Source organism: Neobacillus sp. OS1-2 (assembly GCF_030915505.1).
In the GTDB taxonomy this organism is placed as follows: domain Bacteria; phylum Bacillota; class Bacilli; order Bacillales; family Cytobacillaceae; genus Neobacillus.
This window is the reverse complement of record NZ_CP133265.1, coordinates 3916510-3934878: the sequence shown is the minus strand read 5'-3', so window position 1 is coordinate 3934878 and position 18369 is coordinate 3916510. Positions and strand designations below refer to the sequence as shown.

The following is an 18369-nucleotide window of genomic DNA, read 5'->3' as shown; positions in this document are numbered from 1 at the left end:
TAATCTACATTATACCCCATAGACTTTTTTTCGTCATGACATTTTTCACTCATTAATAAAATTATTTCCCACACTTTTTTATCACACTTTTGCCTATTTATGTATTTTGATAGTTTTTTGATAAAAAAAAGGCAGTGAATGCAATACACTACCTTCTACCTGCTACTATATTCATTTAATTTTTATATCAATGCCCTAATTTGTTGAAACATTTGGGTTAGTTCAAATTGCCCATCAGCATATCCTGCTTCGTACACCGATTTTGGCATACCGTAAACAACACAAGATTCTTCTGCCTCAACCAACACAGCCCCGTTATACTTTTTTACCAAACCGCAGCCTTGCATGCCATCAGAACCCATTCCCGTTAAGATAACAGTTAACAGTCGATGCTTGAATATTGGAGCAATTGAAGCTAGCGTAATATCAATACATGGCTTATATAATACCTGGTCATCTGTTTGATCATCAATGGTAAATAAAATTGATCCATCTTCCCGATTTTTGAGTCGTGTTTGATAACCGGATGGTGCTATATAAATAGATCCTGCCGACAAAACCTCTTCATGTTGCGCTTCTCTTACCTTTAATTGACATAATGTATCGAACCGATCAGCCAATGGCTTCGTAAATTTTGGAGGCATGTGTTGAGCAACAACGATTGGAATTGGAAAATCCTCCGGAAAATATGGTAGAATTTTTTGTAAGGCAGAGGGTCCGCCTGTGGAACACCCTATAAATAACAGTTCAAATTGTCGAGGATTTATCCTTTTTACTTTTTTTACCTGCGCCTGTGGGGACTTAGTAGGAGCTGTGCTAGGTAGTTTTCCGTTTACAATAGCTCTTAAGCGCTGTAAAAATTCACTAATTTGATGCGAATCTTTAGGATTCTTTAACAAATTATCCTTTAAGAAGAAATCCACAGCCCCGAGTTCCAATGATTGTAATGTTTCCCTAGCCCCCTCGCCTGTATGTGAGCTTAACATCACAACAGGGACTGGAGAAATTTTCATAATTTGCTCCAATGCCTGAATTCCATTCATTTCCGGCATCTCAACGTCCATGGTCACCAAATCAGGCCTAAGCCGTTGAACTTTTTCAACGGCGTCTACCCCATTTCTCGCGATGCCAACTACATGGAAACGGGGGTCGCCCTCCAGTATTTGACTAATTGCCCTTCTCATAAATGCAGAATCATCAACCACTAATATACCGTAGCGTTTCATTTTGATTAGGTTCCTTTCGATAATAAAAAGTCTTAGATGAGTCTACTTTTTGAAACCCTAATGACATTTCGGTAATTGATTCAGCATGACCAAGAAACAAATACCCATTAGGTTTTAAATTTTGATGTAAATTTCGAATTACGCGTTTGATTGTATCTTGATCAAAATAAATCAAAACATTTCTACAAAAAATGATATCTACTTCACCAATTTGAGGTAAATCATTTTCATTAAGAAGATTTAATTCTTGGAATTTAACCATTCTTTTTATGGATGCATTAATTTGATAGCCTCCATTTTCAACATTGAAATACTTTTCAAGGAGATGTTCCGGCATTCTTCGAAATGCAAACGAGTTTTTATGATACCAACCCTGATCTGCTTTTTTAATGACCTTTTTGTTAATATCTGATCCAATAATTTCAACTGTCCCCATAGGGAACAAGCCTGTTTCCTGAATCAACATAGCAAGCGTATATGGCTCTTCGCCGGTGGAACAAGCGGCACTCCAAATCCTTAATGGACGATCTCTCAATTTCCTTTTCATCATCGGCAGTATGATTGAACAACATTCATTTAATTGGCTTTCTTCACGATAAAAGTAGGTTTCATTTATTGTTAATAATTCAACAAGGATCTCCCATTCAGATGGTGTCCTTTGCAGATAATTACAATAATCCCTATACGAAAGTCCCAGTTCTACTACTCTTTTGGAAATTTTATCTCTTAAAGATGGAAGTCGATCTTTGTAATGCAAACCACAATAATCATATATCATTTGACTTAATTTCACTAGCCCAGTATCTACCATGTTATCACCCTATGCTGCCTTTTTGCTTCAAGCAAAAAAGCTGTTAGTATCGAACAAAACTTTGTTCGATTTACAAAAAATAGTTATTCACGTAATTTTATTCCAATACTATAAAATTATAGAATTTTTTGATTTGAGTCAAATATAAATTTTAATCCCATCATGGAATGATTACTGTATCAAAATTCCTGTTACATCCCTTAATAGAGCATTCTTTGTGTTTTTTATTATACTTTATTGCAAACTACTTTACATCGAATTTATTCAATTTTTTTATTTTTATCATTCCATTCAAACTATGGACTTATAAAAATGTTTATTGTCGAATGATGTTGTTTGACGTAAAATGACAATATACTATTTTCGATTTGAAGGAGAAGAAGATGTCCAGTATTTTTGGGATTTTGTTAGCATTAGTCGCCATAGGTGTAGGAATGGTCTTAAAAGGAGCCTCCCTTTCAGCCTTAAACAACCCTGCGGCATTATTAATTATTTTTGGTGGAACCATCGCTGCCGTCATGATTGCCTTTCCTTTTAGTGAATTGAAAAAGGTCGGAAGTCTTTTTAAGATCGCATTTTTTGAGCCAAAACAACCTTCAAAGGCAGAGCAAATTTCTACATTTGTGGAATGTGCAGGAATTGCAAAAAGGGAGGGAATTCTGGCACTTGAAGAAACGGCAGCCAATACAAAGGATCCTTTCTTTAAAAAAGGACTTGAACTAATTATCGATGGCTATGATACTGAATTCATTGAAGAAGTTTTATTCGATGAACTTGGAGCCATTGAAAAGCGCCACAAAACAGGGGCGCTTATTTTCACACAAGCAGGCACCTACGCTCCGACCCTAGGGGTTCTAGGCGCTGTTGTCGGTCTGATTGCCTCGTTAGGGAATTTAAATGATGTTGAAAAACTAGGACATTCGATTTCGGCTGCATTTATTGCAACATTGCTTGGGATTTTTACCGGCTATGTACTATGGCATCCGCTTGCAAATAAATTAAAACGCATTTCGAAGCAAGAACAAGACCTTAAAATGCTTATCTTAGAGGGTTTACTTGCAATCTCTCGAGGACTTTCACCTAGTGCAATCGAAAAGAAATTATCCGCACACCTTGCACCAAAGGACCGGAAAAAATTAGGTAATTCGGCAGAGGAAAAATCCTATGAAAAATCGGCGTAGGCGTTTAGAAGAAGAGCATGAAGAGCATATTGATGAATCATGGCTAATTCCCTACGCAGATATTTTGACGTTATTATTAGCCCTATTTATTGTTTTGTTTGCCTCAAGTGTTGTGGATAAACAAAAATTCATGTCTATCATGGAATCCTTTAAGTCTGAACTAACAGGGACGAAAATTGAGAGTACCAATACAGGATTATCGGTAAAACCATCTGATGTGGCAAAATCAGATCAAGCCGCCAAGGAACAACAGCAGGCACCAGCGGCTGCAGTGGAACCTAAAGAAGATCAAGAGCTTTTAGATTTGAAGAGTCGAATTGAAAAATATATTGCTGATAATCAGCTCCAAGCTGATGTTTCACTGCAAGAGACGAAGCGCGGGGTTGAAATAACCTTTAAGGAAGTCATCCTATTTGATCCGGGAAGAGCAGATCTTAAGGAAAGCTCCTATCATACCTTAGATGCCATTATAGGCTTAATCAATACGGTTCCAAATCCAGTCAGTATTGAGGGACATACCGATAATGTTCCGATTCGGAGTTCAAGATATCCTTCTAATTGGGAACTCTCTTCATCAAGAGCGGTAAGTGTTCTTCATTATTTTGAAGGAAAAAATATTGCAAGAGAACGGCTGCAATTTATCGGATACGGTGAATATAAGCCCCTTTATCCGAATGATAGCGCAGAACATAAACAAGCAAACCGAAGAGTAAATATTGTTATTTTACGAAACATCTAAAGGAAGACCCGACAAGTATTTCATATTCTTGTCGGGCCTTCTTTTTCTATTTTACTGTCAGCGGTACTACCTTCTGACCAATCGCGGCAATCAATTCTTTTGGCATTGGAAAGCTTAAAGCAGCAGGATCCTTCATAACAGCTGGAATTGTCAATGCCAGATCTTCTTCGCTAATAGTAAACTCTTTAAAATCTGACGGCAGTCCCACCTTATGCTGGAGTAAACGAATCTTTTCCACAATTTTTATCAAACCACCATCCGGTGTCTCATCCTTCACCTCCACATCTAACGCTTGCGCTAATTCAATCACTTTCGGTAAATATAACTGTGGAACCATTTCCATCACCACAGGTAAAAAGACGGCATTGGCCAAGCCGTGTGGGATGCGGAACAAGGCACCATAAGCATGAGCCAAATTGTGAACCGGAATCGCGTTTAAGGCGAAACTAAAGGCGGTAATCCCCATGAGACTTGCTTGGAGCAAATCCATCCGGGCATCAAGATTCCCACCATCCTCCACTGCCACAGGCAGATTTTTCTCAATCAAACGGATGGCATGGAGGGCATATGCATCCGTCAGACCTGTGGCCGTTGGCGAGGCAAGTGCTTCAATCGCATGGGTTAACGCATCAAATCCAGTAAATGCTGTAATCAGCGGCGGCAGTCCGACTGTTAAATCGGGATCCAAAATGGCCATATCCGCGCTAATAAATGGATTGATGATATTTGTCTTCATTTGAATTTCTTCATTAAAAACAACGCAAATCGGGGAAACCTCTGAACCTGTTCCTGCAGTTGTTGGAATCGCAATATGCGGGATCGGCATATAGTTTGCTTTTGGGAACTGTTCGTATAATAGTCCGCCCGGAATCGCCTCTTTAATATCTGATAAGCCTTTGTGGAGGGCATATTTTACCCCTTTTACGGTATCAAGAACACTGCCGCCGCCAACTGCTAACAGGGCGTCTGCTCCTACCTCCTTGGCGTAGCGAACGGCATCATTAATACATCGGCTTTCTGCGTCTTGGGCAATGTCGAGATAGGTTCCAACTAATTGAGGGCCTGAGCCATTACCCGTCAGTTCAAAAATGGAGGCGACTTTATCAACTACACCCGCTTTTTCTAAACCGCGGTCACTAAGTAAGAGCACCCGTTTTGCACCAAGACCGGCGAATAAACTTGGAACCATTGCCCGTGCATTTGAACCGCTATAAATACCCGTACGCAACATAAACTGTGATAAGGTTGTTTTCATTCGTATCTTCACCTCGTTATTAGTTTTGACCAAACAGAATTCCGTACCAATTACGTCTTTCAAGCTCAGGTGACATCGACGTGTGTACATGTTTAACCAGTGTATAAGCATCAAGAGAATGCTGCCCCATTTCACGACCGATGCCGCTTTGCTTATAGCCGCCAAACGGTGCATCACTGCGAAGCATATGCCAATCATTGATCCAAACCACACCCGCTTGAAGCTTCCGTGCAACCTCATACGCTTTATTTACATCTTTAGTCCAGACGCCTGCAGCTAAACCATATATTGTATCATTGGCCATCTGAATGGCTTCCTCTACTTCTGAATATCGAATCACACACAAGACTGGCCCGAAAATTTCCTCTTGGGCAATTTTCATCTCATTCGTGACGTTTGTGAAAATAGTGGGCTCGATAAAATGACCTTCCTCGCAGCCTGGAACCTTTCCTTCCTTACCACCACAGACAAGTGTTGCCCCCTCCTGTTTGCCTGCTTCAATATATGAAAGGATAGTTTCTTTTTGCTTTTTAGAAATAACAGGTCCAACATCTGTTGCTGGATCAAGCGGATTCCCCAGTTTTAGTTTGGAGGCTAGGGCCACTAGTCCCGCCACCACTTGATCGTAAAGCTTATCCGGAACAAAAAGCCTCGTGCCGGATTCACATAATTGGCCGGAATGGAGGAATACCCCGAATAGGCTTCCAGGCAGGGCAATGTTTAAGTCAGCATCTTCTAAAATGATATTGGGCGATTTGCCGCCAAGTTCTAACGTCGTATTTTTTATGGTGCCTGCGGCAAGTCCCATTATTTTTCTGCCGACTTCTGTTGAACCGGTGAATGCAACCTTGTCAACCTGCGGGTGGTTTACTAATGCTTCGCCTACTTCAGCACCAGGACCAGCCACCACATTGATGACTCCTGGAGGCACTACGGAAGAAATAATTTCTGCTAGTTTCAAAGTGGAAAGCGGTGTATAGCTGGCAGGCTTGATGACGATGGTGTTCCCCATGGCCAGTGCCGGTGCAATCTTCCAAGTTGCGATGACCATCGGTAAATTCCAAGGTGTAATCGCAGCACAAACGCCAATTGGCTCCCTCCAGATGAAATTATGCGCAGGGCCCGGAAATGGTGGTACTGGAAGCGTTTCTGAAAATGGATATTCTACTGTAAAGTTTGCTAAAGTCTGGAACAAATCAACCATTTGTAAAATATCGCTGTTGCCAATCCTGCGTACCGTACCGCCGGAACTGATTGCCTCCAAGTATGCTAGTTCCTCAGCATGCTCGGCTATTTTATAGGAGATGGCATATAAAACCTTTGCCCGCTCCTTCGGCTTCATATTTTTCCAGTCACCTTGATCAAACGCCGCGCGAGCTGCTTTTACAGCACGGTCGACATCAGCCTGGGTTCCCTTCGAAACTTTTGCCACTAGCTCACCATTTGCAGGGTTATACACTTCAAATGTTTCCTGACTGCTTGCAGGCTCCCACTTTCCATTGATAAAGTGGGGAAATGTTTGCACATCTACCTTAACTGTCATCATTGAATCCTCCTCTACTGACGCAATTACTTTTTTTGTGACCGACTCGCCTTTTCTTTTGCATTTTTGGGCATAATTAATTTTTTTTGTGACCAATCAGCCTCGACTTTTCCACTTTTGGGCATAATTAATTTTTTTTGTGACCGATCGGCCTTCACTTTTCCGCCTTTGGGCATAATTAATTTTTTTCCATAGACCTCGTTATAGAACTCCTAACTCGCTATCTGTGTATCTATAAATCTCTTCGATTTTTTTGCCCTTGGCCCGCGCTAAAATTTCCATTCGGACAGAGAGTTGTTTTAGGGTAAAGTTCATGATATCATCTGGATCTCCTCCGAATGAACTAACCTCCCTTCCCGCTATTCCTTCTTGGTTCAGCCTGATGGCTAATGGGGTTAGCTCTGCCATTTTCTCAGCAACAAAATCAAAAAGATGTGGGTGTTCACAAATCAATCGTTGTAGAAGGAAGGTGCCATAGCCAATATGTCTTGACTCATCCTTTTTTAAATGACCGACCCCTTCAAGAAGGGCCGGCATTATTCCAGCCGTTTCCAGTGCCGCATAGAAGGAAAAATACCCAGTTTCTGCCAAAACACCTTCAACGAACATGTTGTAAACCACAGATGCTTCAGCGATTGCTTCCGGTGACTGGTCTGTCACAAGTCGATTCATCGCTGCAGGGAGAATTTCATAGAATATCTTTTGATAGGTTTCCGTATGAAAGTGAGACAAATCCCCTCTCTCGCCAATAGCATTTAAAACAAGCCGGAAAAACTCTGTGTGCTTTGCTTCCTCAAATAAAAAGGTGGTTAAAAACATTTCTTCTTCCAGTCGCCCTTCTTTGGCGATCGCCATCATCAATGGCAAAAGATCCAATGTAACTGCTTCCTCACCGGCTTGAAATTGTGAGATTAACCGTAAAATATCTTCCTTTTGCTCTGCATTAAGTGTTTTCCAATCTTTTTGGTCCTGACTGAAATCAAGATCTGCCGGGTTCCATGTTCCAAGCCGCTTCGCTTTTTGATAGAGACGATATGGGAAGGAATCCTCAAGTAACCCTCGTTTACTCGTTGTTAAAATGGTCCTTTTTTCCATATAAATGATCCTCCTTTTTTATCATTACCGTTTGATGACAATGTCTGTTGCCGTCTTGCGCAGATGTGTTTTTAATATTTTTCCTACACCATTACGAGGAAGTCCCTCAAGAAAAATAATTCTCCTAGGTGTTTTATTTTTCGCTAAGTGTTCCTGACAATAACGGATTAATTCTTCCTCCATTACCACCACCCCTGGTTTCTTTACAACACAAGCAACCATTTCTTCCCCCATCCGTTCATCCGGAATCCCCACAACTGCTGCCTCGAAGACTCCTTCATGGGTATTTAACACTTCCTCAACATCACGTGGATACAGATTAAATCCACCGCGGATAATCAGGTCCTTTTTCCGATCGACAATATATAAATAGCCTTCATCGTCAGCTCGGGCCATATCACCGGTACATAGCCAGGAATCTTTCAACACACGACTGGATTCCTCGGGATTCTGATAATAGCCTGGCGTCACATTTTCACCACGGACCAGTAGTTCGCCCACCACACCTGTCGGAACTTTCTCCCCTTCGTCATTCACAATCTTTATTTCCACCCCAGGAATCGGAACGCCAACAGATCCTGGCTTAATCTTGATTCGCTTCGTATGTGCAGTAACAACTGGTGCTGCTTCCGACAATCCGTAGCCCTCTAACACCTTTGCCGCAAATTTTTGTTCAAATGCATGCAGCAAGGCAACGGGCAGCGGGGCGGAACCCGAACCAATCGATTCAAGGCTTGAGGTATCATAATGATTGGCATCGGGATAGGACAACATCGCATGGATCATCGCTGGTACAGCCGAAAATGTTCTCACTTGGTAGGTCTCAATTGCCTTAAAAACCTCTTTTACATCAAAGCTGGAAAAAACAACGATAGCGCTCCCAGTGATAAAACAAATATTGGATACGGTAAGACCATAAACATGGGCGAGCGGTAGAACACCCAGGGTTGTCCCCCGTTCCGTCTCATTATGCTGTGCGGAATTTTTGGCATTGGAAAAAAGGTTTTTATGTGTTAATAGAACCCCTTTTGGCTTTCCAGTCGTTCCGGAAGTATACAGGATAACTGCTGTGTCTTCAGCGTTGACACCATCGTCCAAGATGTCAGCGTTTTCAACCATCACATCGTAAAAGTGAAGGATGTTTTCGTTTGTCGGTTGGTCTACAACAATTATCGCTGGCCTTATAGGTATTCCTTCTAGTGATTTTTCAACATTCTGTAGGGCATATGATGTGGTGATGATAGCTTTTACACCGGAATTGAGGATAATATAATGAAGTTCTTTGGGATGAAGAGTAAACATAACCGGAACGATAATCGCCCCTGCTCTCGTAATTCCTTGGTAGGCAAAAGGACTTCGGGACAATTAGGCATACAGACCATCACCCTGTCACCTTTTGAAATCCCCACCTTTCTCAAACCGCCGGCAAATTGATCGGCAACCTTTTTCGTTTCCACATTCGTATACGTCTTTTCTTTGAAAAAGAGTAGCGGATACTCACCAAATTCCGCGATATTCGTTTCAAGTAGATCCTTCAGCTTCATAAAATCCACTCCTTCATATAGATAAAGAATACCAGCGTGCCATTATTTGGCACGATAAAGCATCAATGAATCTCTTTTTTCAAAGCAGACTAGTTGTCGTTGTTCTAGTAAATCCAAATGCCCTTGTATTTGCGATAGCCCCAAAAATACTGTCTTCCCCTGCAAATGCGGATACATTTTTCCACAAATCTCGAAAATAGACATTTCCCCATTGGCAAGGAGTTGCAGAATCTGATCACAGCGCCTTTCTTGTTCTAGAAATCTTTTATGAATCAATGACAAATGATCACCAAAGGGCTCCCCGTGGCCGGGGTAGATGTTCTTCAATGGCAATTTGCTCACTTTTTCAAGGGACCCGCGGTATTGTAGTAACGGCTTGGGTCGATCAGTCTGCCCTTGTGGCGGCGGTTCAATAAAGGCATTGACAGAAAATGCTTTTAAAAGGTGATCCCCTGCAATCGCATCCCCGGTTTCACGATTCCACAGTAAAATATCACATTGGCTATGACCCGGAACATGCACGACCTCAAACCCTACTCCACCAATGGGAAGAACGTCACCTTCTTTTACAAACGAAACATTTCGCCATTTTTCTTCCATATAGCGGCGCTTGATAATATGCTTTGCTGGATCCGCACCACATTCCTTTAAAAATTGCTGAAAAAATTGCTGCTCTCTTTCAAACTGATGGATTCCGGCATTAATGGAACCCCGTGCTTGTTCATGGACAAAAATAGGGACATCCGTTTCATGCTGTAAGTGTGAAATAGCTCCAGCATGGTCAATGTGAATATGGGTAAGGACTATTTTGTCTAGATCATTAACCGTAACGTCGTTTATATGTAATTTTTCCTTAAGCTGTTGAAAGGATTCCTTGCCAGGGTTACCTGTATCGACTAAGGTAACGGATTCGCCCATCACTAAAAAAGCGTTCACGGTGCCTTCCGCAAAGTGTGTTTCTAATTCAAGGGGAACAATTCTAAACAAAATACGGCCCCTCCTTTCTAAAAAAAACGTTTTACTAAATGAATGACCAGTCCACTTAAAAACTATATTTCTAGCAAGCTAGGATTATGAATGGTTGTTCTCATTAATTTTGATATATATATGCCCCCCTTGTAGTGATCACGATTTGAAGGTTTCGTAAATTTCTACAAGGGGGATAGTGAAACAAAACGCTACTATTTAGTCACTTTAATTGGTACTACCTTTCCATCTTCAATCGCTGCCACTTCAATCTCACCATCGAAGCCGCCACCAGTAAACTTATCAAATTGGTAAATTTTCACATTTTCAGGTATATTACTTACTCCATCCTGCATTTTAGCTTGAATTTTTGCAGCATCGTCTACTGATCCTGCTGCTTTCATTGCTTCAACAAAAATATACATGGCAATATAATTTAAGCCTGCTTCTGATCCAGGGTTCTCGCCATATTTTTCTTTATATTTTTTCGCAAAATCAGGAATGGCTGGGCTGCTGGATTCAATTAGAGGCATAACACCAATTGCCCCGTTCAATACATCATAGGAACCCGTAACGGCTTTCATCTCATCAAGCTTTGCTTGGTCCATAACAATGAAACCGCCTTTAAATCCAAGTTCACGTGCTTGTTTTGCTACTTTTGCAGTTGGTTCAGAGGCACCGCCGATAAATAACACATCCGGCTTTTCTTTTAAGGCATTGGTAACGATTGTGAAGAAATCTGTCTCTTTGGCAAAGTCGATGGAAGAATTGTAGACAACCTTACCACCTTCCTTTTCCCAGTGCGCTTTTAGTTTGTCAGACCAATCCTTACCATATTGCGAAGAGGTTGGCAGAAAGGCAATTTTCTTTCCGAACTTCTCCATTTCATAGTCTGTAAATGGCTTCAGATACCCATCATAACGAGGAGGAATTCGAACAGTTAAATCATTCCCAACCTCCGAAACCTTTGGTTCACTCGTATAGGCGCCTATCAGAAATTTATCCTGTTGATTGAACACCTGCAAGGCGAAAACACCACCCGAATGTGGTGTAAAAATAATAGGGGTTTTATTTTCCTGAATGAGTCTCTTTGCATTAGCCCCGGCCTCGTTCGGTAAATATTTATCGTCCAATGAAACGATATTTAGTTTGAATTTTTTTCCGCCAACTTCAAACCCGCCTTCACCGTTAATCTCCTCCGCAGCCATCTTGACACCATTTAACGTACGCTCGCCGTAAAATGCAGCTGGCCCGCTTAATGGCCCGGTGTATCCAATGTTCACTGTCCCGGCTTCTTCCGTTTTACTTTCCCCGCCGCTTGCGGCAGGCTTCGTGTTAGCAGATTTTTTCTCTGTACTGTTACATGCTGCCAAACTGAAAATAATAACAATGATCAAACTCAACATTAAAAGAGACTTCATTCTTTTCATTCATTTTCCCCCTTAATCATTTTTTCAATTTTCAGATATAATAAGTAATGAGAGATCCGCTACTTATCACTTATCACCCCCCTTAAGCTGGTGATTGGCACCTAATTACGCACCAATATAGGCCTTTCTGACTTCGTCATTAGCAAATAACTCCTTCGATGTTCCTTCAAGAACAATCGAACCATTTTCAAAAACATAGCCTTTATCCGCGATTTTTAGGGCGGCGTTGGCATTTTGTTCTGCTAACAGGATGGTCGTTCCCTCCCAATTAATTTTTTGGATGACCGCAAACATTTGCTCCACAATTAAGGGAGCAAGGCCTACTGATGGTTCATCAAGCAGCATCAGCTTCGGCTTAGACATCAATGCCCTGCCAATAGCGAGCATTTGCTGCTGCCCGCCACTAAGGGAACCCGCGGCATCATTTCGCTTTTCGTTTAAAATCGGAAATAATTCATAAACATGGTCTAGAATAGGTTTGATTTCATCTTTCTTCCGGCGCAGAACGTAGGCACCCATTCTTAGGTTTTCCTGAACAGACATGGCCGGGAAAAGTTTTCTTCCTTCCGGGCATTGACCAATGCCCAAGTGGACAATTTGATCCGCTGATCTTCTATTTATCTTCTTCCCTTCGAAGTGGATTTCACCGATGGAGGGCTTGCTTAAACCACTTATTGACCGGAAGATTGTGCTTTTTCCAGCACCGTTGGACCCCAATAAGACGACGATCTCCCCTTGGTTTACCTCAACATTCACATTGTGGACAGCTGTAAAACTTCCGTACTTGACAGAGACATTTTTTAAACTAAGCAATGGCACTCCCTCCCAAATACGCCTTAATAACCGTTTCATTATTTTGAATTTCTTCCGGTCTTCCTTCCGCAATCTTTTCGCCGTAGTTTAGCACCATAATTTTATCGGCTATTTTCATAATCATTTGCATTTTGTGTTCGATTAAACAAACGGTGATCCCTTTATCTACCATCCTGTTCATTAATTCTGCCAACCCATCTGTTTCATCAGGGTTCACACCTGCTGCCGGTTCATCAAGGAAAACAATTTCCGGGTCAGTAGCAAGCGCCAATGCAAAGGCAGTTCGTTTTTTCTCTTCCTGCGTTAAACTGCCGACCAGTTTTGCTGCTACCTTGTTTAATTCAACAAATTCGAGAACCTCCATCGCTTTTTCCCGGCACTCTGCTTCTTCTCTTTTCAGCCGAGGTGTGCGAAAGATCGCATCCACCAGATTAGATCTTGTCCGCAATCGATGCCCGACAATAACATTGTCCAAAACCGTTGATTGCTCAAATAAATTGGTGGTTTGAAATGTCCGCGCCACACCCAGCACGGCAATTTTATTGGAAGGTAACGTGGAAATATCCTGTCCTTTAAAAATCACCTGACCCGAGCTTGGACGATGAAATCCGCTTATTAAGTTAAAAAAGGTAGATTTTCCGGCACCATTTGGGCCAATGATTGCATTGATTTTTCCTTGTTCGATGGAAAAATCAACATTGTTTACCGCCACTAATCCGCCAAATCTTTTCGTTAAATTCCTTGTTTCCAAAAAAATCATCCTAACCCTCCTTTACTTTCTTGTCGGGAACGATTTCACTTTCGATAAATGGTTCTCCCTTTATACGAGTCCGATTATTTGATTGCCGCTGTTCTTTTTTACCAATGCGTTTGGTATTCCAGGCTGAAACCGCGCCGACAAGTCCTCGTGGATAAAAAATAACCAGTAAGGTTAACACCGGGCCAAAAATAAGCATTCTGTTTTCCTGAAAATCCTGCAGGTATTGTGAAAGCCACACGATGAGCAGCGTGCCAACCAGCGGACCGCTAAGTGTACCGATCCCGCCAACTAGTAAATAGGTTAATAAGTCAAAAGTAATCGAAATAGAGCCAATATCTGGGCCGATAAAACGAACGAATGATGCATATAGGGCCCCTGCTAGACCGGCAAAAAGGGTGGATAAAACAAATACGGTTAATTTGTTTTGCATGGTTGAGATGCCAATGGTCTGCGCTAAATCCTCACTATTACGAATCGCAATATAGGTTCTGCCGGATAGTGAGTGGACAATTCGATACATGATCAGAACGACAAGGAGTAAGAAAAACAGGACAAGATAGTAATGGGAAACCTCTGTTTCAAATTGGATGGGGCCAATTCCTGTCGGTGCCGGTATTCCAATCAGCCCACGAACCCCCTCTGTTAGGCCTTCCCATTTATCGATGACGAGATAGATAATGTAGCCTAGGCATAAGGTATAAATAGCGAAAAAGTGTTCTTTCGTCCGTAACGCAATTAGTCCTACCAGAAGCCCGATTAAACCGGTAATGACCAATGATAAAAGGAAGGCAAGCCAGAAATTCATCTGCGCTTTTACCGTTAAGATTCCTAATGCATAGGCGCCAATTGCAAAAAAGCCGGCATGCGCCAAAGAAAGGTAGCCTGTATAGCCTGCAAGTAAATTTAGGCCATAGACACCAATCATCCAAATAAAGGAACTCGTCATAATGTGAATCAGATAATTGTTCTCCGTGAGTAGCGGGAAGACAACCGCGAATAGGATTAACGCACTAATGATATTTCGTTTGTTAACTACCTTTCCCATCAATGACCCCCCTTAGAAAAAAGGCCAGTTGGTTTCACCGTTAGAATGATGACTAGGAGGACGAAGGCAATAATGTCCTTGTAGTCGTTAGAAATGTAGGTAGCACCCAAGCTCTCACTGAAACCTAAAATATAGCCGCCAACGATTGCCCCAGGAATACTTCCCATTCCCCCAAGAATTATAATGACAAATGCCTTAAGGATGACAAGCTGTCCCATCCCAGGGAATACGAGATTAATAGGTGCTGAAAGGGAAGCGGCAATTGCAGCAAGACCGCCTGAGATCATAAAAGTGAGCATGGCCACCTTGTTCGTATTAATACCAACTAGGTTGGCTCCTTCACGATTTTGTGACATCGCAATGATCGTGGCACCAGTGAATGTTTTTTTCAAGAATAAATAGAGGAGAATCATCACGACGAGTGCCGCTACAACGATTAGGATTCGCTGCATGGTAAACGTCAATCCCATGATTTGAACAACCTGCCCGTATGGTGTGGGCATGCTTTGGTATTCAGCTCCCCAAAACACTTGGGCGAAAGCTTCCAAAAACAAGAGAATTCCAATGGCTGCTATTTTATCATGGATGGGCGGAGCCTCTCTAAGCGGATGAAAGACAAACGTTTCCATTAAAACCCCGATCAGTCCAACAATCATGATCGATACGAAAATGGCGAGCCAATAATGGAGCCCGAATTTAGTCATCATTGTTAAGGTGACGTATCCACCCATCATGTATAACGCCCCATGGGCAAAATTCGGGATGTGGAGGATACCATAAACAAGCGTTAAACCTAACGCAACAAGCGCGTAAACGCTTCCAATTGTTAGACCGTTAAATAGCTGCTGGATCAAAATTTCCATAGCGGCCCCCTTTTTATGGTCATTATCGGTATTGAAAAAAATAGGTTACTAGCTTTATAACTTTTTTCTGAGGAGCTTTTTATTCTGCGCCAGCCCCTCAGTTTTTTTCATTAGATTACCGTAAGGCCTTTTCCTTTTCCTCTTCTTGTAAGGTACGCCATAAAATCTTCCCGCTTGATGTCATTGGGAATTGTTTTCTAAATTCAACCTGCCTTGGGTATTTATAAGCGGCCATATGTTGTTTGGACCATTCGATAATTTCCTCTGGGCTGATTTTTCCTTCAAAGCCATCATTTACTATCACAAATGCTTTAACGGTCTCACCTCTTCGTTCATCTGGTACGCCGACAACACAGGCCTGTTGGATGGCCGGATGCTTATAAAGATAGGACTCTACTTCCGTCGGCCACACTTTATAACCTGAGGCATTGATCATCCGTTTCACACGGTCAACCATGAAGAAATATCCATCCTCATCATACCGGCCAATATCACCTGTTCGGAAAAACTTTTTCCCTTCCAGTTCAATAAAAGAACCTCGATTTTCATCATCACGGTTGTAATAACCGACCATCACCTGTGGGCCGTTCACAATGATTTCACCCACTTCCCCAACACCAAGTTCTTTACCTGTTGCTGGTTCAATGATTCTCGCGTCGACATCAAATGACGGGATCCCCAAGCACTGCATCTTCGGCCGGTCAACAGGATTGAAATGTGTCTGGGCAATGGTTTCTGACAATCCATAGCCTTCTACAAACCGCAATCCTGATAGCTTGAATAATTTTTCGCCAACGGCTTCTGGTAAGGCCGCGCCCCCACCGGATATGGCAGATAATGAGGATATATCGTCTTTTTTCAGATTTGGATTGGCAAGGAAATCAACAATCATGGTGGCAATGGTCACCCAGTGGGTACAACCCAGAGTTTTAATTAATTCCACTGCTGTATCTCTATTCCATCGCGTCATGATGACGATGGTCCCTCCGCTAAAGATCGGCATATGCATACTATGGACCATTCCTGTCACATGGAAGAGCGGGAGCGACATTAAATGAATGGAATTCGTTGAAATGGGTGTCCAATGATAGGCGCCCACCGTGTTTGCATTTATCGTCCTGTTTGTGTGCATGCAGCCTTTTGGAAGCCCCGTTGTTCCTGATGTATAGGGAAGGCAAACAATGTCATCACCCTTTGATGTATGTTCAGATGGCTTCAAGTTCGCCTGAATGGCCTCACTCCAAAGATAATGTCCTGCCTCCGTGAAATGAACTCTTTCGGCTTCTACCTCCTTAGGAAGGATACCTTCAAAACCATTTCCCACATAATCTGAATAGGCTGTGATAACCATGTTTTCCAATGAGGTTTTCCCCAACAATGGACGAATTTGGGCATATAATTCTTGGCCAGCTATGGCCGTCTTAATTTCACAATCGCGCACGTAAAACTCCAATTCATCGGCGCCCAGCATCGGGTTAATGGGGACCACCACGGCGTTGGCTCGCACAATCGCGTAATAGCCAATCACAAATTGCGGGGAGTTCTGCATGAAAAGTAACACCTTTTCACCTGTCTGAACGCCCAATTTATGCTGCAAATATCCAGCCATTGCATTTACTTCCGCATCTAGCTGTTCGTAGGTTAATTTGTTCCCATAATAAAAGATGGCATCTTGATCCGGATAACGAGTTGCACTAACTTTGAGGTTGTCATAAAGAGAAGTAGAAGGGACCTTAAGGGATTTAGAGATTTTCGGCCAATAATCATAATGCAAAGTTAACACAGACATCGCTCCTTTTATAATAAAGTGGTAAATATGGACTTTTTATGGTGCCTGTCACCCTTCCCCCTCTTTACAGCATATTTACGCTGTGATAGCAGTTATTGGTGTCAGGCACCCAAATTATTCGCGTTCTAGGATGGTGGCGATTCCCTGCCCGCCGCCGATGCATGCGGTAATGAGGGCATATCTTCCGCCGCTCCGCTTTAGCTCATAGACTGCTTTGGTGGCAAGGATTGCCCCCGTTGCGCCTAGTGGGTGTCCGTGGGCAATGGCACCACCGTTAACGTTTACTTTGCCGAGATCCATCTCAAGTTCACGATTACAAGCAAGCACCTGGGCGGCAAAAGCCTCATTGATTTCTATGAGATCCATCTCTCCTAGGGATAGACCGGATTTTTTTAGTACTTTGCGAACGGCAGGTACCGGACCAATTCCCATAATGTTCGGGTCCACACCGGCAACGGCGTATTGACGAATTACCGCCAATGGGGTGAGATTTAATTCTTCCGCTTTCTCTCTTGACATAATCACCAGCGCCGAAGCAGCATCATTTAGTCCCGAACTGCTGCCTGCTGTAACTGTTCCATTCTTTAGAAACGCCGGTGGCAGTTTTGAAAGTGCTTCGAGAGTCGTCTGCGGCCTAGGATGCTCATCCGTTTTAAAAACAACCGGCTCCCCTTTTCTAACAGGGATGGTGATTGGGACGATTTGTTCATCGAAACGCCCCTCTTCCATTGCTACGGCCATGCGTTGTTGGCTCCGCAGTGCAAATTCATCTTGTTCTGCTCTTGTAATCTGATATTTTTCCGCGAGATTTTCAGCCGTTATTCCCATTGGCGGATCGCCAATTTCCTTTGGTGACAGTTGAGATTTTCTAAAGCTGGGTGGCATTGGACTATACGGTTTTTCAGGGCGGTCCATTAAATACGGAGCCCGGCTCATGCTTTCTGTCCCTCCGGCGATAAAAATATCACCATCTCCTGCCCGAATCGCCTGGGCTGCTAAATTGATTGCATTAATTCCGGAACCGCACTGTCTGTCGACTGTTAATCCTGGTAAGTCTAGTGATAGCCCTGTCTGTAATGCTGTTAATCTAGCAATGTTGCCTCCGCCGGATAAGACATTTCCAAAAATGACATCATCAATCATTTCCGGTTTACTATTCGCCCGTCTCACGGCTTCTTTGATTACCTCTGCTCCCAATATGTGTGCTGGAACACTTGCAAGAGCCCCCCCTGCCTGCCAATAGCTGTTCTAACAGCTGAAACGATTACAGCATCTCTTTTCATTACGCCGGATCCCTCCTGGTAAAATT

At 42.6% G+C, this 18369-nt stretch carries 15 protein-coding genes and 2 pseudogenes; 2 read left to right on the top strand and 15 right to left on the bottom strand.

The window, feature by feature from the left end:
* Nucleotides 1-182: 182 nt before the first annotated feature.
* Together RCG19_RS19530 and RCG19_RS19525 are read right to left on the bottom strand one after the other, a co-directional pair.
* Nucleotides 183-1226: a protein-glutamate methylesterase/protein-glutamine glutaminase gene (locus RCG19_RS19530; RefSeq protein WP_308108476.1), complete on the bottom strand. Its 1044-nt coding sequence runs from the start codon at nucleotides 1224-1226 to the stop codon at nucleotides 183-185.
* Nucleotides 1198-2019, bottom strand: coding sequence for a CheR family methyltransferase (locus RCG19_RS19525; protein ID WP_308108475.1), 822 nt, complete (start codon nucleotides 2017-2019; stop codon nucleotides 1198-1200). The genes RCG19_RS19530 and RCG19_RS19525 overlap by 29 nt, the downstream gene beginning before the upstream one ends.
* Nucleotides 2020-2420: 401 nt before the next feature.
* Here RCG19_RS19525 and motA point away from each other — a divergent pair, with 401 nt between their 5' ends.
* A complete protein-coding gene (motA, locus tag RCG19_RS19520; protein ID WP_166244512.1) occupies nucleotides 2421-3218 on the top strand; it encodes a flagellar motor stator protein MotA in 798 nt (265 codons plus the stop codon).
* On the top strand, nucleotides 3202-3957 hold the full coding sequence (locus RCG19_RS19515) for a flagellar motor protein MotB (protein ID WP_308108474.1): 756 nt from the start codon (nucleotides 3202-3204) through the stop codon (nucleotides 3955-3957). The genes motA and RCG19_RS19515 overlap by 17 nt, the downstream gene beginning before the upstream one ends.
* Nucleotides 3958-4003: 46 nt before the next feature.
* On the opposite strand, the gene RCG19_RS19510 is transcribed toward RCG19_RS19515, so the two are convergent.
* The 13 genes and pseudogenes from RCG19_RS19510 to RCG19_RS19450 all read right to left on the bottom strand — a co-directional run bounded on the left by RCG19_RS19510 (nucleotide 4004) and on the right by RCG19_RS19450 (nucleotide 18343).
* Nucleotides 4004-5212, bottom strand: coding sequence for an iron-containing alcohol dehydrogenase (locus RCG19_RS19510; RefSeq protein WP_308108473.1), 1209 nt, complete (start codon nucleotides 5210-5212; stop codon nucleotides 4004-4006).
* A gap of 19 nt (nucleotides 5213-5231) precedes the next feature.
* Nucleotides 5232-6755 carry an aldehyde dehydrogenase family protein gene (locus tag RCG19_RS19505; RefSeq protein WP_308111034.1) on the bottom strand — a complete coding sequence of 508 codons (1524 nt, stop codon included), beginning with the start codon at nucleotides 6753-6755 and terminating at the stop codon, nucleotides 5232-5234.
* Between the two features lie 201 nt (nucleotides 6756-6956).
* The gene (locus tag RCG19_RS19500) at nucleotides 6957-7850 is read right to left on the bottom strand and encodes a R2-like ligand-binding oxidase (RefSeq protein WP_308108471.1); all 894 of its coding nucleotides are present in this window, start codon (nucleotides 7848-7850) and stop codon (nucleotides 6957-6959) included.
* A gap of 24 nt (nucleotides 7851-7874) precedes the next feature.
* Nucleotides 7875-8246, bottom strand: a complete 372-nt coding sequence (locus tag RCG19_RS19495; RefSeq protein WP_308111033.1) for a class I adenylate-forming enzyme family protein — start codon at nucleotides 8244-8246, stop codon at nucleotides 7875-7877.
* A gap of 117 nt (nucleotides 8247-8363) precedes the next feature.
* Nucleotides 8364-9394: pseudogene (locus tag RCG19_RS19490) on the bottom strand (AMP-binding protein); the annotation flags it as partial.
* Nucleotides 9395-9436: 42 nt separating this feature from the next.
* Nucleotides 9437-10381, bottom strand: a complete 945-nt coding sequence (locus RCG19_RS19485; RefSeq protein ID WP_308108470.1) for an MBL fold metallo-hydrolase — start codon at nucleotides 10379-10381, stop codon at nucleotides 9437-9439.
* Nucleotides 10382-10575: 194 nt separating this feature from the next.
* Nucleotides 10576-11790: an ABC transporter substrate-binding protein gene (locus tag RCG19_RS19480; RefSeq protein WP_308108469.1), complete on the bottom strand. Its 1215-nt coding sequence runs from the start codon at nucleotides 11788-11790 to the stop codon at nucleotides 10576-10578.
* A 105-nt stretch (nucleotides 11791-11895) separates the two neighbouring features.
* Nucleotides 11896-12603 carry an ABC transporter ATP-binding protein gene (locus RCG19_RS19475; protein WP_308108467.1) on the bottom strand — a complete coding sequence of 236 codons (708 nt, stop codon included), beginning with the start codon at nucleotides 12601-12603 and terminating at the stop codon, nucleotides 11896-11898.
* Nucleotides 12596-13363, bottom strand: a complete 768-nt coding sequence (locus tag RCG19_RS19470; RefSeq protein ID WP_308108466.1) for an ABC transporter ATP-binding protein — start codon at nucleotides 13361-13363, stop codon at nucleotides 12596-12598. Before RCG19_RS19470 ends, RCG19_RS19475 begins: the two co-directional genes overlap by 8 nt.
* A gap of 1 nt (nucleotide 13364) precedes the next feature.
* Entirely contained in the window at nucleotides 13365-14408 is a 1044-nt protein-coding gene (locus tag RCG19_RS19465) for a branched-chain amino acid ABC transporter permease (protein ID WP_308108465.1), read from the bottom strand.
* Complete coding sequence (locus tag RCG19_RS19460) at nucleotides 14408-15271, bottom strand: branched-chain amino acid ABC transporter permease (protein ID WP_308108464.1); 864 nt, start codon at nucleotides 15269-15271, stop codon at nucleotides 14408-14410. The genes RCG19_RS19465 and RCG19_RS19460 overlap by 1 nt, the downstream gene beginning before the upstream one ends.
* A gap of 115 nt (nucleotides 15272-15386) precedes the next feature.
* On the bottom strand, nucleotides 15387-17060 hold the full coding sequence (locus RCG19_RS19455; RefSeq protein ID WP_374049559.1) for a long-chain fatty acid--CoA ligase: 1674 nt from the start codon (nucleotides 17058-17060) through the stop codon (nucleotides 15387-15389).
* Between the two features lie 114 nt (nucleotides 17061-17174).
* Nucleotides 17175-18343: pseudogene (locus RCG19_RS19450) on the bottom strand (acetyl-CoA C-acyltransferase).
* Between the last annotated feature and the right edge of the window lie 26 nt (nucleotides 18344-18369).

Bases quoted from the DNA above. Each gene is read 5' to 3' on its own strand.
- RCG19_RS19530 (WP_308108476.1), bottom strand. From the start codon at position 1,226: ATGAAACGCTACGGTATATTAGTGGTTGATGATTCTGCATTTATGAGA.
- RCG19_RS19480 (WP_308108469.1), bottom strand. From the start codon at position 11,790: ATGAAAAGAATGAAGTCTCTTTTAATGTTGAGTTTGATCATTGTTATT.
- RCG19_RS19500 (WP_308108471.1), bottom strand. From the start codon at position 7,850: ATGGAAAAAAGGACCATTTTAACAACGAGTAAACGAGGGTTACTTGAG.
- RCG19_RS19465 (WP_308108465.1), bottom strand. From the start codon at position 14,408: ATGGGAAAGGTAGTTAACAAACGAAATATCATTAGTGCGTTAATCCTA.
- RCG19_RS19460 (WP_308108464.1), bottom strand. From the start codon at position 15,271: ATGGAAATTTTGATCCAGCAGCTATTTAACGGTCTAACAATTGGAAGC.
- RCG19_RS19515 (WP_308108474.1), top strand. From the start codon at position 3,202: ATGAAAAATCGGCGTAGGCGTTTAGAAGAAGAGCATGAAGAGCATATT.
- RCG19_RS19495 (WP_308111033.1), bottom strand. From the start codon at position 8,246: ATGGCCCGAGCTGACGATGAAGGCTATTTATATATTGTCGATCGGAAA.
- RCG19_RS19470 (WP_308108466.1), bottom strand. From the start codon at position 13,363: ATGATTTTTTTGGAAACAAGGAATTTAACGAAAAGATTTGGCGGATTA.
- RCG19_RS19505 (WP_308111034.1), bottom strand. From the start codon at position 6,755: ATGACAGTTAAGGTAGATGTGCAAACATTTCCCCACTTTATCAATGGA.
- RCG19_RS19510 (WP_308108473.1), bottom strand. From the start codon at position 5,212: ATGAAAACAACCTTATCACAGTTTATGTTGCGTACGGGTATTTATAGC.
- motA (WP_166244512.1), top strand. From the start codon at position 2,421: ATGTCCAGTATTTTTGGGATTTTGTTAGCATTAGTCGCCATAGGTGTA.
- RCG19_RS19455 (WP_374049559.1), bottom strand. From the start codon at position 17,060: ATGTCTGTGTTAACTTTGCATTATGATTATTGGCCGAAAATCTCTAAA.